Annotated in this window: 13 protein-coding genes; 6 read left to right on the plus strand and 7 right to left on the minus strand. The window is 72.1% G+C overall.

Features of this window, described 5'->3' with window-relative positions; genetic code table 11:
- The first annotated feature begins 47 nt into the window (after positions 1–47).
- On the plus strand, positions 48–3,254 hold the full coding sequence (locus tag AB0L00_RS12965) for a BTAD domain-containing putative transcriptional regulator (protein ID WP_364432424.1): 3,207 nt from the start codon (positions 48–50) through the stop codon (positions 3,252–3,254).
- Here AB0L00_RS12965 and AB0L00_RS12970 read toward each other — a convergent pair.
- The 4 genes from AB0L00_RS12970 to AB0L00_RS12985 form a co-directional block, all read right to left on the minus strand.
- Positions 3,241–4,215: an Lrp/AsnC family transcriptional regulator gene (locus tag AB0L00_RS12970; protein WP_364432427.1), complete on the minus strand. Its 975-nt coding sequence runs from the start codon at positions 4,213–4,215 to the stop codon at positions 3,241–3,243. The genes AB0L00_RS12965 and AB0L00_RS12970 overlap by 14 nt on opposite strands.
- A 169-nt stretch (positions 4,216–4,384) precedes the next feature.
- Positions 4,385–5,194: an ABC transporter permease gene (locus AB0L00_RS12975; protein ID WP_364432429.1), complete on the minus strand. Its 810-nt coding sequence runs from the start codon at positions 5,192–5,194 to the stop codon at positions 4,385–4,387.
- Positions 5,191–6,168, minus strand: coding sequence for an ATP-binding cassette domain-containing protein (locus AB0L00_RS12980; protein ID WP_364432432.1), 978 nt, complete (start codon positions 6,166–6,168; stop codon positions 5,191–5,193). The genes AB0L00_RS12975 and AB0L00_RS12980 overlap by 4 nt, the downstream gene beginning before the upstream one ends.
- Positions 6,169–6,282: 114 nt before the next feature.
- On the minus strand, positions 6,283–6,723 hold the full coding sequence (locus AB0L00_RS12985; protein WP_364432434.1) for an ATP-binding protein: 441 nt from the start codon (positions 6,721–6,723) through the stop codon (positions 6,283–6,285).
- A 94-nt stretch (positions 6,724–6,817) separates the two neighbouring features.
- Here AB0L00_RS12985 and AB0L00_RS12990 point away from each other — a divergent pair, with 94 nt between their 5' ends.
- The 4 genes from AB0L00_RS12990 (at position 6,818) to AB0L00_RS13005 (ending at position 9,555) form a co-directional block, all read left to right on the plus strand.
- Positions 6,818–7,648 (plus strand): helix-turn-helix transcriptional regulator, encoded by an 831-nt coding sequence (locus AB0L00_RS12990; protein ID WP_364432437.1) that lies wholly within the window; start codon positions 6,818–6,820, stop codon positions 7,646–7,648.
- Positions 7,630–7,746: a DUF397 domain-containing protein gene (locus tag AB0L00_RS12995; protein ID WP_364432440.1), complete on the plus strand. Its 117-nt coding sequence runs from the start codon at positions 7,630–7,632 to the stop codon at positions 7,744–7,746. Before AB0L00_RS12990 ends, AB0L00_RS12995 begins: the two co-directional genes overlap by 19 nt.
- Before the next feature lie 7 nt (positions 7,747–7,753).
- The gene (locus AB0L00_RS13000) at positions 7,754–7,882 is read left to right on the plus strand and encodes a DUF397 domain-containing protein (RefSeq protein ID WP_364433236.1); all 129 of its coding nucleotides are present in this window, start codon (positions 7,754–7,756) and stop codon (positions 7,880–7,882) included.
- Positions 7,883–8,259: 377 nt separating this feature from the next.
- A complete protein-coding gene (locus tag AB0L00_RS13005) occupies positions 8,260–9,555 on the plus strand; it encodes a SpoIIE family protein phosphatase (protein WP_364432443.1) in 1,296 nt (431 codons plus the stop codon).
- Between the two features lie 48 nt (positions 9,556–9,603).
- Here AB0L00_RS13005 and AB0L00_RS13010 read toward each other — a convergent pair whose 3' ends face one another.
- On the minus strand, positions 9,604–10,002 hold the full coding sequence (locus tag AB0L00_RS13010) for a nuclear transport factor 2 family protein (protein WP_364432446.1): 399 nt from the start codon (positions 10,000–10,002) through the stop codon (positions 9,604–9,606).
- A gap of 121 nt (positions 10,003–10,123) precedes the next feature.
- Here AB0L00_RS13010 and AB0L00_RS13015 point away from each other — a divergent pair, with 121 nt between their 5' ends.
- A complete protein-coding gene (locus AB0L00_RS13015) occupies positions 10,124–10,738 on the plus strand; it encodes a helix-turn-helix domain-containing protein (RefSeq protein WP_364432449.1) in 615 nt (204 codons plus the stop codon).
- A gap of 248 nt (positions 10,739–10,986) precedes the next feature.
- Here AB0L00_RS13015 and sepH read toward each other — a convergent pair whose 3' ends face one another.
- On the minus strand, positions 10,987–12,381 hold the full coding sequence (gene sepH, locus AB0L00_RS13020) for a septation protein SepH (RefSeq protein ID WP_364432452.1): 1,395 nt from the start codon (positions 12,379–12,381) through the stop codon (positions 10,987–10,989).
- 397 nt (positions 12,382–12,778) lie between these two features.
- Positions 12,779–14,089, minus strand: coding sequence for a D-arabinono-1,4-lactone oxidase (locus AB0L00_RS13025; protein WP_364432455.1), 1,311 nt, complete (start codon positions 14,087–14,089; stop codon positions 12,779–12,781).
- Between the last annotated feature and the right edge of the window lie 116 nt (positions 14,090–14,205).

Consider the following 14,205-nt stretch of genomic DNA (forward strand, 5'->3'; position numbering starts at 1 on the left):
CGGAGAAGCCGGGGCGCCGCCCCGGGCGGACAGGGGAGGATCGACCCGTGCGGATCTCGTTGCTCGGCCCTCTCGAGGTCACCGATGACGGCGGACGGCCGGTGGAGGTCGGTGGCGTCCGGCTGCGCACCCTCCTCATCCTGCTCGCCCTCGAGGCTCCCCGCGTCCTGACCGCCGACCGCCTCGTCGCCGGCGTGTGGGACGGCGATCCACCGGCCGGCGCCCCGAACGCCCTCCAGTCGCTGATCTCCCGGCTCCGCCGGACTCTGCCACCCGGGGCGATCGACTCCCGGCCCGCGGGGTACCGGCTGGTCGTCGAGGAGGACGTGGTCGACCTGCGGCGCTTCGACCGGCTCATCGCGCACGGACGGCGCCTGCTGCAGGACGACCCGGCCCGCGCGGCGGACGCCCTGGCCGAGGCGTTGAGCCTCTGGCGCGGCACGCCGCTCGCCGACGTCACCGACACCGGATTCGCCCGCGGCCACGTCGCCCGCCTCACCGAACAGCGCCTCGCCGCGATCGAGGACCACGCCGAGGCGCTGCTGCTGCTCGGCCGCGCCGACCCCGCCGAGCTGGAGGCGCTGGTCGCCGCGCACCCGCTCCGCGAGCGCCTGCGCGGGCAGTACATGCGGGCGCTGTGCGCCGCCGGCCGCCAGGCGGACGCGCTCGCCAGCTTCGAGGACGCCCGCCGCACCCTCGCGGAGGAACTCGGCGTCGACCCGTCGCCGGAGCTGCGCGCCGTCCACCTCGCCGTGCTCCGCGGCGACCAGACCCCCGCCCGGTCACGCGGCCGCAGCAACCTGCCCGCCCGGCTGACGAGCTTCATCGGCCGCGAGGAGGAGATCGAACGCGTCGGCAAGCTGCTCGAGGAGAACCGCCTCGTCACCCTCACCGGGCCCGGCGGAGCGGGGAAGACCCGGCTGGCCGTCGAGGCGGCCGCGGGCCTGACCGAGCGCATGCCCGGCGGCGTCTGGCTGGTCGAGCTGGCCGGCGTCGGCGACCCGGGTGAGGTCCCGCAGGCGCTGCTGAGCACGCTCGGGCTCCGCGAGACCGCGCTCACCGCCGGCATGCTCGGCGCGGCGCCCACCAGCGTCGAACCGGTCGAGCGGCTCGTCGCCGCGCTGGCCGACGAGCGGCTGCTCATCCTGCTCGACAACTGCGAGCACCTGATCGACTCCTGCGCCCGGCTCGTCGACCGGGTGCTCGGTGACTGCCCCGGCGTGCGCGTCCTGGCGACGAGCCGGGAGGCGCTCGGGATCACCGGTGAGAGCCTGTGGCCGGTGCCTCCGCTCGCCTTCCCGCCGGAGGGCCCGGCCGAGGCCCACCGGCCCGCCGCCGACTCCGGCCGGGCGCCCTCGCCGCCGGGCGGAGCACTGAACTACCCCGCCGTGCGCCTGTTCGTCGAGCGCGGCACCGCGGTGCGGCCCGGCTTCGACCCCGGAGCCGACCTCCCCGCGGTCCTCGCCATCTGCCGCCGCCTCGACGGTATGCCGCTGGCCATCGAACTGGCCGCCGCCCGCCTCCGTACGATGACCGCCACGCAGCTCGCGGACCGCCTCGACGACCGGTTCCGCGTGCTGACGGGCGGCAGCCGTACGGCCCTGCCCCGGCACCAGACCCTGCGCGCCGTCGTCGACTGGAGCTGGGAGCTGCTCGACGACGCCGAACGCGCGCTGCTGCGACGGCTGTCGGTCTTCGCGGGCGGCGCGACCCTGGAGAGCATCGAGGACGTCTGCGGTGACGACGTCCTCGACGCGCTCACCGGGCTGGTCGAGAAGTCGCTCGTCGAGATCGATGCGACCGGGCGGTACCGCGTCCTGGAGACGATCCGGGCGTACGGCGCGGAGCGGCTGTCCGACGCGGGCGAGGCCACGAGGGTCCGCCGCGCGCACGCGCACCACTTCCTCCGCCTGGCCGAGACGGCAGAGCCCGAGCTGCGCACCCGTGATCAGCTGCGGTGGCTGGACCGCCTCATCGCCGAGTACGACAACCTTCATTCGGCGCTGCGCTGGGCGATCGAGGTGCAGGACGCCGCGCTCGCCCTCCGCTACGTCGCGAGTCTGGGCTGGTTCTGGTTCCTGCGCGGGATGCGCGTCGAGGGGCAGCAGCTCGCCCGGGACGCCCTGGCGGTGTCCGGCAAGGGGCCGGCCGTCGCGCACGCGGTCGCCACCCTCTACTGGATGATCGGCAAGATCGACGACGATCCGATGCTGCGCGACAGGGACGACATGCGGCACAGGATCGAGGCCGCGATGGAGGCCTGCGCGGGCATCCCGCCGGACGACCTGCATCCGATGCTCCGCATCGCTCCGCTGGGCCTGTTGATCTTCGACGGCCGCATCGAGGACGCGCTCGCGGCGGTGGAATCCCTGCGCGACGCCCGTGACCCGTGGCTCCGGGCCACCGTGGGGACGATCCGCGGGCACGCGCTGATCAACCTCGGCCGGGTCCGGGAGATCGGCCGGAACTTCACCGACGCGCTCGACGAGTTCCGCGCCCTCGGCGAACGCTGGGGCATGTCGCTGACGCTCACCGGGCTCGCCGAGCTGACCTTGTGGCAGGGCGATCCGCTGTCCGCCAAGGACTACATCGAGGAGGCCCTGCGCTACTCGCTGGACCTGGGCAGCTTCGACGAGTCCAGCCACCTGCGCGTCCGGCTGGCCCAGGCCTACGCCTCGCTCGGCGCCGACGAGAGGGCCCGCGCCGAGCTCGACGCCGCGCTCCGGGGCGCCGAGCGCCGCGGCTCGCCCATCGACGTCGCCGTCGTCCGCTTCACCACCGCCGACGTGGCACGGCGCCGCGGCGACCTCGACGCCGCACGCGCCGCGCTCGAGGACATCGTCCTCGGAGAGTGGCCCGGCGGGCCGCCGCAGTTCGCTTCGATGATCAACACCCAGCTCGCCATGCTCCACGGGGTGGAGGGCGATCTCGACGCGGCGCGGGCCCGACATGTCGAGGCGTTCCGGTACGCGTGGGTGGCGCACGACGCCCCGATCATCGGGCAGGCCCTCGTCGGCCTGGCCGACCACGCGCTCCGCAGCGGTGACCACGAGCTCGCGGCATCGTTCCTCGGGGCCGCCGTCGGCATCCGCGGGACCGAGGACCGGTCGCTCGAGGATCCGCCGCGGATCGAGCACGCCGTACGGGAGGCGATCGGCGAGGAGCGGTACGCGGAGGCGTACGCGCGCGGTCACGCGATGCGGATCACGGACGTCGCGGAATACCTCGGGATCGACCCGATCACCGACCACTGACCGGCGGCCCGCCCGGGAACAGCGACCCCGCACGCTTGACCGTACGGATGATCGGCGCGGTCTCCATCGACTGGATGCCGCCGAGGGCGGCGACCCGCTCGGTGAGGTAGCGGGCGAGGTCCCCGGCGTCCCGGCAGTTCACGGCCGCCAGGAGGTTGGTCGGGCCGGTCGTGAGCGCGGCGAACGAGACCTCCGGGTGCCGCGCGAGCGCCTCGGCGGTCTCGATGGCCTCGGCCGGCCGGATGCTCATCCACAGCCGGGCCTCGGCCGCGAAGCCGACCACCGCGGGCGGGACGTCCAGCTGGTACCGCAGGACCCCGGTCCGGCGCAGGGCCGTCAGGCGCCTCCTCACCGTGGACTCCGACCAGCCGGTGACCGAGGTCAGCTCCGCGTACGGGGCCCTGCCGTCGCGGGACAGGGCCTGCAGCAGCGCCCGGTCGCCGTCGTCGAGCGTGACCGGCCCGTCCTCGGCCTCCTCCGGCTCGGGCCGGAGCCGCTCCACCTGCTCGGGGGACAGGGCGGCCACGCCCGCCCAGCCGGTGGGCAGCGCGAAGCCGCGCAGCAGCAGGTGGGCGGACACGGAGACGACCCGGCTCGTCCGCGGCAACCGGTGCAGCAGCAGCGCCTCCTGCTCGTCGGCGCTACGCGCCTGCACGTTGCAGGAGATCTCGGTGCCGCCGGACAGCAGGTACACCCATGAGGTGTCCTCCCGGGTGGCGAGCGCCTCGGCGACCCTGCTCGCCGCGTCGGGCGTGCAGCGGAGCCGGATGGTCCAGGGGACGTAGCCGAGGCGGGCGCCGTTGACGGTGCCGACCACCCGCAGCAGGCCCTCGCCCCGCAGCCGCCGGTAGCGGCGCGCCACGGTGTTCTCCGACACGCCGAGGACCTCGGCGACGGCGCGGAACGACACCCGGCCGTCCAGCCGCAGCGCGTGAATCAGGCCCAGGTCGACGGAATCCACCGCGCCACCGTAACAGCCTGACGGTATCCGGCGAGCGGTCCCGCATGGCTGGCGGCGGCGGCCCGGTCGCGCAGGCGATCGTTCGGACCCGTTCCCGTCCCTCACCGTATGCGGGCCCGCGCCGGCGCGGGCCCGCATACGGTGAGGGCCCGCATCAGACGGACGGCCCTCAGACCCGGCGGCGCAGCGCGCGGACCGCGAGCGGCGCGAAGACCACCGCGATGCCCGCCGCCCACACCAGGGACTTCAGGACCGGGGACGCGACGGCGCCGCCGTTCATGAGACCGCGGGTGGCGTCGGCGAGGTGCGTCACGGGGTTGACCTTCACCCAGGCCTGCAACCAGCCGGGCATCGTGTCGACCCGCGCGAACGCGCTGCTCGTGAAGCTGAGCGGGAAGACCGTCGTGAACCCGAAGATCATTACCTTGTCCGGCTCGCTCACCAGTACGCCGATCAGCACGGCGATCCAGGAGAACGCGAGCGCGAAGGCCAGGAGCAGCAGGAAGGCCAGGAGCAGGTGGACGACGTCGGTCTTCACACGGAAGCCGATGATCATGCCGACGGCGATCAGGATCGCCATCGACCAGGCCTGCTTGACGGTGTCCGCGACGATCCGCCCGGCCAGGGGCGACATCCGCCCGATGGGCAGGCTGCGCAGCCGGTCGAACACGCCCTTGGTCAGGTCGGTGTTCAGCAGGAAGCCGGTGTTCATGGTGGCGAACATGGCGTTCTGCGCGATGATCCCCGGCAGCGCGAACTGCAGGTATTTCGTCGGCCCCCCGGCCATCTGCCCGCCGAACACGTACGCGAACAGCACGACGAACATGATCGGCTGGATGCTGAGATCGATCAGTTCCATCGGGTTGTGCTTGATCTGCACCAGGCTGCGCCAGGCGAGGGTCGCGGTGTGCCGCAGGGTCGCGACGGGGCTGACGCGCCGGGTCAGCGTACGGGGTGCGGCGACGGTGGAGGCGGTCACGCCCGGCTCCCTTCGGTGACGAGTTCGGCGGCGGTGTCGGCGGGATCGGCGCGGTGGCCGGTCAGGGCGAGGAAGACCTCGTCGAGGGTCGACTTGCGCAGCGACAGCTCGGCCACCAGCACGCCCGCGTCGTCGAGCCGGCGGACGATCGTCGGCAACACGGCCGGATCGGCCACCGGCGCGGTCACCAGGTCACCCTCGACCTGCATCCCGTCGCCGACCACCATGCTGACCAGACCGGCGACCGTCTCACGGTCCCGCTCGTCGACCGGCCGGACCTGGAGCACCTGCCCGCCGACCTGCGTCTTGAGCTGGTCGGGGGTGCCGTTGGCGATCACCTTGCCCCGGTCGATCACGGCGATCTCGTCCGCGAACAGATCGGCCTCCTCCAGGTACTGCGTGGTCAGCAGCACGGTCACACCGTCGTCGACCAGGCCGCGGACGTTGTCCCACAGCCCGCCGCGGGCGTGCGGATCCAGGCCCGTGGTCGGCTCGTCGAGGAACAGCACCGACGGCCGCCCGACCAGGCTGGCCGCCAGGTCCAGCCGACGGCGCATGCCGCCGGAGTAGGTCTTGGCCGGGCGGTCGCGGGCGTCCCACAGCTCGAACCGCTCCAGCAGCTCGGCCGCGCGCGCCTTCGCCTCCGACCGTGACAGGTCCAGCAGCCGGCCGATCATGACGAGGTTCTCCGTGCCGGTCAGCATCTCGTCGACCGACGCGTACTGCCCGGTCAGCCCGATCAGCTGCCGGACCTGGTGCGCTTCGCGCACGACGTCGTGGCCGTCGACGGTCGCGCGGCCCTCGTCGGGCCGCAGCAGGGTGGCGAGGATGCGGACGGCGGTGGTCTTGCCGGCCCCGTTCGGGCCGAGCACGCCGAGTACGGTGCCGGGGCGCGCCGTCAGGCTCACGCCGTCCAGGGCGACCGTCTCACCGAACCGCTTCACCAGGCCCTCCGCCTGGATCGCGTAAGTCATGGGGGTCTTCTCCCGTGAGGTCTATATGTGTACGACCCTCACTGTCTCCGACCGCTCTGACATACCGCGCACATCCGTCTGATACCGCCTGACAGCCCCCTGAGAAGAGGCCCCTCAGCGCGGCAGTCCCGCCGCCGGCCACGCGATCAGCTCGACGTACACGCTCTTGCCCCGCGCCAGGACCTGCCAGCCGAGCCGGTCGGCCAGCGTCTCGGCGAGCAGGAGACCCCGGCCGTTCTCCTCCAGCAGCCCGCCGTGCCGGATCCGGGGGAGCGCCGGATCCGTGTCGTGGACCTCGATCCGCAGCCGTTCGCCGTCGCGGGAGACGACCAGGCGCAGATTCGTGCCGAGCCGGTCACGCGCGTGCCTGGAGGCGTTGGCGACCAGCTCACAGACGAGCAGTTCGGCGCGGTCGGCGACCGCCGCCGCGCCCCAGGCGCAGGTGACGGCCTTCACGATCCGGCGCGCCGCCGACGCCGACTCCGGCGTGTTGACCAGCCGCACGTCGGCCAGCAGCACCCCGCTGACCTCTCCCGGTAGAGCGCAGCGCGTCACGACTTCCTCCTGTTGGTTGGGGATTTCACCAGGACAGAGTGTCGCGACGTGATTACGCTGCGGAGGGATTCGGATTTCACAATCGAGGTGCCGCATGCCCCCACCCCGCAAGCTCGACGCCTTCTCCTCGCTCGGCGCGTTCTTCGGCGCGGAGGTCCGCCGCCTGCGCGAGCGGAACGGCTGGACCCTCGACGAACTCGCCCACAAGCTCGGCTGGGCGCTGTCCACGGTCGCCAGCGTCGAGACCGCCCGCCGCAACCCGCCGGACGGTTTCCCCGAGCGCGCGGACACACTGTTCGCCCTGCCCGACATGCTCACCCGCCTGGCCGAGCTCGTCCGCTCCGCCCCCCGCTGGTTCGAGCACTACGTCGAACTCGAATCCCAGTCCAACAAGATCAGCATCTGGGCCAACAGCCTCATCCCCGGCCTTTTCCAAACCGAGGACTACGCGCAAGCAGTCATCCGAGCGAACCGGCCGATGATCAGCGATGAGGACATCGGAGCCGGTGTCACGACACGCCTCGATCGACAAGCGCTCTTCGACCGCACCGACCCGCCGTTGCTCTGGGTCGTATTGCACGAGACGGTTGTGAAGCAGCCGGTCGGAAACGCGGAGATGACCCTCGCGCAGCTTCGGCGGCTCGTCGATCTGGCCCGCCTTCCTTTCGTGAACTTGCAGGTGCTGCCCTTCACCGCCGCCCAACTGACCGGAGCTACTGGGCCATTCACCATCTTCGACTTCGTCGATCAGTCACCGGTCGCTTTCGCGGAGGGCCGTAGAGGAGGGCGACTGATCGATCAGAAGGAAGAGATCACCGAGATCACGTTGACTTACGATCGGTTGCGGGCGGCGGCACTGTCGCCCGAGGAATCGATCGGCATGATCGTCGGAGCGATGGGGCAGACATGGATCGACCGGGCCTGATCGGAGCTGAGTGGCGAAAGTCGACACGTAGCGGCGAGGAGAACACCAGCTGCGTCGAAGTCGCGATCACTTGGCTTCGTGTCGATCGATCGGCGTGATCCGGAGGTGGGCTCCAGGGATCGACCGAACCTGATCAAGACCGAGTGGCGTAAGTCGAGTCGCAGCGGAGAAGCGCAGTCCAGCTGCGTCGAAGTATCCGTGGCCTGGCTTGAGTCGGATCGAGTGGCTGGCTGACCACAAGATCACTGGCGTTCGCTGACTCTAGAACGCAGTGATGGCCAGTGATCATGGTTCGGCCGGAACCCGACGGCGCCGGGCCGGGGCGGTATGGCCTGTATGTGGTGCTCAGTGACGTCGAGACTGGCCGTGATGGTCCGTTGCGTGACGTGGCGCGCCGTGCGGGCGTCGCGGTGTGGATCGGCTGGTGCGTGGGCGCGCGCGAGGCTCGGTGAAGCCGCCGTGAGTAGGCCCTTCATTGGGACGAATCACCCGACGGCGCGCACTTTCCCCGAGACTTTTGCCCGCCCCCGAACGGGAGCGGCCGAGTCCGTCGGCCCATCGGGCGCAGTAGCGGGCCAGCGATCACCCAGGGGCCGGTGATCGACCCGTCGGTGGGCGTTGTCGCAGGTCATCGCCGAGCCTCTCATAAACTCTGGGTAATCACTGCACGTACCCGGAGGTGTGTCACGGCTGCCGAGATCGACTACGAGGCTCTGTTCGCGGCCACTCCGAGTCCGTGCCTGGTGCTCACTCCCGAACTGACGATCGTGGAGGCGAACCGGTCCTACCTCGAGACCACAGGACGCACGAGGGAGGAACTCCTCGGCCGGTACATGTTCGATGCCTTTCCCACGGAGCATGACGCCGGGCTGCGGGGCTCGCGCAGCCTGAAGACGTCGGTGCGACGGGCCGCGGTCACGCGCCAGCGGGACATCCAGGGACCGCAGAAGTACGACATTCCCGTGGCGGACCGCCCCGGTGAGTTCGAGGAGCGGTACTGGAGCACGTTCACCAGCCCCGTCCTGGGCCTGGACGGTGAGGCGGTGCTGTTCGTGGTCCGTACCGAGGATGTGACCGCGTTCGTCACGCATCAGGCGCAGGAGGACCCGGTCAGGCACCAGGCCATGGAGGCCGAACTGTTCGGCCGGGCCAAGGAGCTCTATGAGAGCTACGAGGAGCTGAGGCGGGCGTACGCCCGGGAGCGGCAGGTCGCGCTGACGCTGCAGCGGGCGATGCTGCCGGAGGTCGACCTCCAGCGGCCCGGTGACGTCGCGGTGCGCTACCTGCCCGCGGTCGACACGTTGCACGTGTGCGGCGACTGGTACGAGCTGATCGAGCTGGACGAGACCCGGCTCGCGGTGGCGGTCGGGGACGTCGTCGGGCACGGGCTGTCCGCCGCCGGAGTGATGGGGCAGCTGCGCAGCGCGCTCAGCACCGCCGTCCACTCCCTCGCGGAGCCCGCCCCGGCGCTCCAGGCGCTCGGCCGGTACGCGCTTTCGGTCGAGGGGGCGCTGGCCAGCACCGCCGTGCAGGCCGTCATCGACAAGGCCGAGCAGAAGATCACCTACAGCTGCGCCGGCCACCTGCCGCCGGTCCTGCTGCAGCCCGACGGCACGGTCGACCTCCTCGACCAGGCCACCGACCCGCCCCTCGGCCTGAAACCCCTGGGCACTCCTCGGCCGCAGGCCGAGCGGCGCTACGCCTCCGGGGCCACGCTCGTGCTGTACACCGATGGCCTCGTCGAACGCCGGGGCGAGGACATCGACGACGGCATTGGCCGCCTCGCCGACAGCGTCGGACGGCACCGCGGGCTGGACCCCGAGCCGCTGGCCGACGCGGTCCTCACCGACCTCGGTGTCGCCGGCGGCGCGGCCGACGACACGGCCCTCGTCGTCGTACGCCTCTGAGCCCGCCGCGCCTCCAATGGGCACGGCGTGCCGCTGGAGGCGCGGCCGTCACCCGCCCAGGGGAGCTCTGCGGGCGAGCACCGTGCGGTGGCTGATCCGCCAGCCGTTCTCCACGCGCACGACGGTGTCCTCGTAGGTCACGCTTCCGCTGGTGCCGTTCGCGTAGATGCCGATTCCCTTCGACCGCGCGTGCACGTGGCCGTCGGCCTGCTCGCTGAGGACCACGTTCGTGACGTGGTGGCCGACCGGGTTCCGCTCGCCGAGGGCGCGCCCCGCCTCGGCGAGGGCCGTCACACCTACGATCTTCTGCCCGAAATCCGGGACGTCGTACGTCACGTCGGTGGTGAACACCTCGCCGAGGCGGTCCAGTTCCCCGCTGTCGCACAGGTGCCCGTGCATCGCGATCAACTCCGTGACGGCGAAGCGATCTTCAACCGTGATGGCCATGACGATCCTTTGCTCGCGGGACGTGAGGGGCGCCGCTCGGCCTGCTCGCGGGCGGACGACGAAACGGGGAGCTCCCCGGATAGTGCGCTAACCTAAGTGGGGAACTCCCCACTTCGCAACCATGGAGACGACGATGGCGCATCCGGGCAGTCCGCGGGACTCCCGACGACCGCGCAGGACGGACGCGGCCCGGAACGCCGAGTCGCTGCTCGCGGCGGCGCGGGAGCTCTTCGACGAGCGCGGGCACGACGTCGCGTTGGACGAGGTGGCCCGCAGGGCGGGCGTCGGCAACGCGACGCTCTACCGGCATTTCCCGACCCGCCGCGACCTGATCGTGGCGGTGTACGCGGACGAGGTGACGGCGCTCTGCGAGCGGGGCGCCGCCCTGATCGAGGCCGAATCGCCGGCAGAGGCCCTGTTCACCTGGCTGGACGACTTCGTGGTCCACGTCGCCACCAAGCGCGCCTTGGCGCTCGCCGGGACGGACGACGACGACCAGCGCCGTACCGCGTTGTTCGACGACTGGCACCGGTCGATGCGGTCCACCGCGGACAGGCTGCTCGCCCGAGCCCGACGGGCCGGTGCCGTGGACGGCGGCCTCAGCGTGGACGACCTGCTCGCTCTGACGAGCGGGGCCGCCATCGCGGCGACCGGCGCGGACGACGCACGACGGCTTCTCCGGATCACGCGCCACGGCTTCGCGGGCGACCAAGGGTCGGCGGGCTTCGTGGGGTGACGGGAAGTGGCCGGCTCAGGGCGGGCGCGATGCTCGGTGAAAGCCCGTGCTGCCGGGTGATTCGTCCCGACAACGGGCTCGCCGGCAGCGGCCTCACCGAGCGCTATGCCTGCCTCAAGCCGTCGAGACCGGCCCCGATCAGCGCACCGGCCCACCGTACGGTGCCCGTCCGCCGCCGCGACCGACGACGACAACCGACCTCGGCGGCCGGCCTGCAGGCGATGGTCCGGGTTCCGCCGCCCGTCGGCTTACTCGGGGCGGCGGGCGCCGAACATGATCTCGTCCCAGGACGGGACCGAGGCGCGCTTGCTCCGGGCCCTCTTCCGGGCCGGCGGGCGCTTCTCCGGAGCGGGCGGTGCGGCGGGCTTCGCCGCCGCGGCGGCCGCGGGACGGTCGGCGACCTTCTCCGCCGGCTTCTCGGCGGGCTTGGCCGCGGCCGGTTTGGCGGCCGGCTTCGCCGGAGCCGGTTTGGGCGCAGGGGCGGGCTTCGGTGCCGGAGTGGGCTCGGGCGTCGCGGGCTTGGCCGCGGCGGCCGGTTCGGCGTCGCGTGGCTTCGGCGTGGTGGGCCGCGGGGCGATCGGCTTCGGCGCGGCGGGCCGGGGAGCCGGCGGCTCGGCCTCGACGCGCTCCTCCTCCGAGCGCTGCGGCTGCTTCGGCTCGGCCGCCTTCGGGGCCGGCTCGGGCTCGGCCGGGGCCGGCGTGGCCGGCGACTGCGCGGCGGCGGGCGGGGCGACCGGCTCGGGCTCGGCCGGCTGCGGCGCGGGCGCCGGGCGCTCGGCGGCCGGGGCGGGCCTCGGGACGGTCAGCTCCTGCGGCCTGGCGACGATCTCCGGGCGGGCCTCACGGGGGCGCGGGGTGAGCGCGGCCGGCTCGTCGGGGACCGGCTTGGGAACGTCGCGGACGACGGCCGGCTCGGCCGGCGGCTCCTCCCGCAGGACCGGCCCGGGGACCGGAACGGGCGGAGGCGGCGGAGCCTGGTCGCGCGGCTGGCCGCGTAGGGGGTCGCCGACGACCTTCATGGCGCGGCGCGGCATGAACGGGGTGACCGTGTCGTCGACGGGCTCCTCGACGTCGAGCGAGGACAGGCGCGCGGCCTCGTCGTTCACGGCCGAGATGTGGCGGCGTCGCGGGTCGTACGCCCACTCCGCGGAGTAGGGCCGGCCGTCGTAGTAGAAGGCGAGGCTGACCCGCCACGTAAGGTCCTCGCACTTGCGGGAGTCCCATTCGACCTCTTCCAGGTCGATGCCGCGGCGGCCGAGACGCTCCTCGACGAGCTCGCCGAGGGCCGGGGCGGGTGAGGACTCTCCCGGGCGTCGGATGGGCACACGCTGAGCCTGCTGCGCCATGTACTCGCGCTCCTGGAGAACCGGTCCCTCGAACCAGCGGACACGCTCCACCGGAATGCCGGCCGTCTCGGCGATCTCTTCCGCTGTCTCTCCAGCGCGGATGCGAGCCTGGATCTCCTTGGGACGCAAGGGACTCTCCACTTCGATCTCGTACTGGCCGAGGCGGGAGAAATGTCCACGGACCACGGCGCGCAGCCGATCATCGATTGGCAGCGTGAACCGGGTGCCCCGTCCCGCGGTGGCGAGGACGAGGTACGACCCGTCCTCACTGACCGCGACGAGGCGCAGCTCCTGCATGCGTGTCCTTTCGTGCCCTGTCCGACGCGGCTCGGGGCGCATGCGTGCCCTTCCCCCGGTCCTACCAGTCTCGCGTCAGGACGCACCTGCCCGCCAGCACCGTACCCGGCATGTCCGAACATCGCCGCCCTCGCGACGTGATCCTTGTCAAGTTCCCGCAGTGTCGTCCCAGCTTGCCTGCTCGAAAGCCACGGGGGCGGGGGGCTTAACCATTCTTGTGGATCCTTTGCCGCGTGATGCCGTCCCTCTTGCGTGGCTCACGCGGTCGCTGTCGTGGGAGGCGGCCGGGGGATCGGTGGATGCTGACGGTAGAAGGGTCCTGCGCGGTTACCGGTCGGAGCGAAAGGGAATCAGCACGCCGCGCGAGCGGAATGCGACACCAGGGAGTCTACGGCCTTCACGTGCCGAGAACCTGGGTCAGATAGCGATTCGCGAATCTGCGTTCGGGGTCGAGCCGGTCGCGTAGCGCGAGGAAGTCGCCGAACCGGGGATACACCCCCTCCAGGTACGAGGCGTCCCGCGTGTGCAGCTTTCCCCAGTGCGGACGGCCGCCGAGCGGCGTCAGGACCTCCTCCACGCCGCGGAAGTACTCCTCGTGCGGGGTCGCGTGGTACACGTGGATCGCGATGAAGGCGCTGTCGCGCCCGTACGCCATGGACAGCCAGGCGTCCTCCGGCGGCAGCAGGCGCACCTCGATGGGGAAGGAGATCCGCCAGCCCCGGCGCTCGATGAGCGCCCGGACCTCCCGCAGCGCGTCGGCCAGCTCCTCGCGCGGGATCGCGTACTCCTGCTCCTTGAACCGCACCCGGCGCGGGCTGGTGAAGACGTTGTGCGACACGTCGGTGTACGTCCGGGCGCCGAGGGCCCGCGCGGACACGCCGTTGATCGTCGTGATGGTGGCGGGGAAGCGGCGGGCGACGCGGTTGGCGACCCCGAACACCGAGTTGGACAGGAACTCGTCGTCCAGCCAGTGCCGGAACCGCCCGAGGGGCTCGGCCGGGCCGGCCGCCCGGTTGTTGCGCTTGGTCAGGCAGCCGTCGGTGTGCGGGAACCAGTAGAACTCGAAGTGCTCGTTGCCGGTGGCGAACTCCTCCAGGCGCTCCAGGACCTCCTCCCACCGCATCGGCTCCTCCCGCGCCTCCAGCAGGAACGCCGGGACGGTCTGCCAGGTGATCGCGGTGACGACGCCGAGCGCGCCGAGGCCGGCGCGCGCCGCGTCGAACAGCTCGGGCCGCTCCTCACGGGAGCAGGTGACGACGCTGCCGTCGGCCAGCACGAGTTCGAGCCCGGCGATCTGCGACACCAGGCCCGCCGCGTCGCGCCCGGTCCCATGAGTGGCGGTCTGCGTCGCACCGGCCAGGGTCTGCTCCTGGATGTCCCCCATGTTGGCGAGCGCGAGGCCGTGCTGGGCGAGCTGCTCGTTGAACACCTTCAGCGGCATCCCCGCCTCGGCGGTGACGAGGCCGGTGGCGGTGTCGACCGACCGCAGCTCCGTGAGCCCGTCGGGCCGCAGCAGGAGGCCCTCGGTCGCCGCGACGTCGGTGAACGAGTGCCCGGTTCCGGTCATCCGGACCGGCAGGCCGGCGCCGGCGGCGGCCTTGACGGCGGCGGCGACGTCCGCGGTGGACCGGGGCGTGACCACGCGGCGAGGTGTGGCGCGCTGGTTACCGGCCCAATTTCGCCAGGTCTGAGGTGTGACGGGGGGCATAACACGAAATTTACTCACGTTGCGCCAGGCTCGGGCAAGCCCGGTGACATGATCCTTGTCCGTCGGGCCATGCCTGTCGAGTCCCCGCGAGTCATGGGTAACTACCGTCCGGGTCC

The organism is Actinoallomurus sp. NPDC052308 (assembly GCF_040679195.1).
In the GTDB taxonomy this organism is placed as follows: Bacteria; Actinomycetota; Actinomycetes; order Streptosporangiales; family Streptosporangiaceae; genus Actinoallomurus; species Actinoallomurus liliacearum.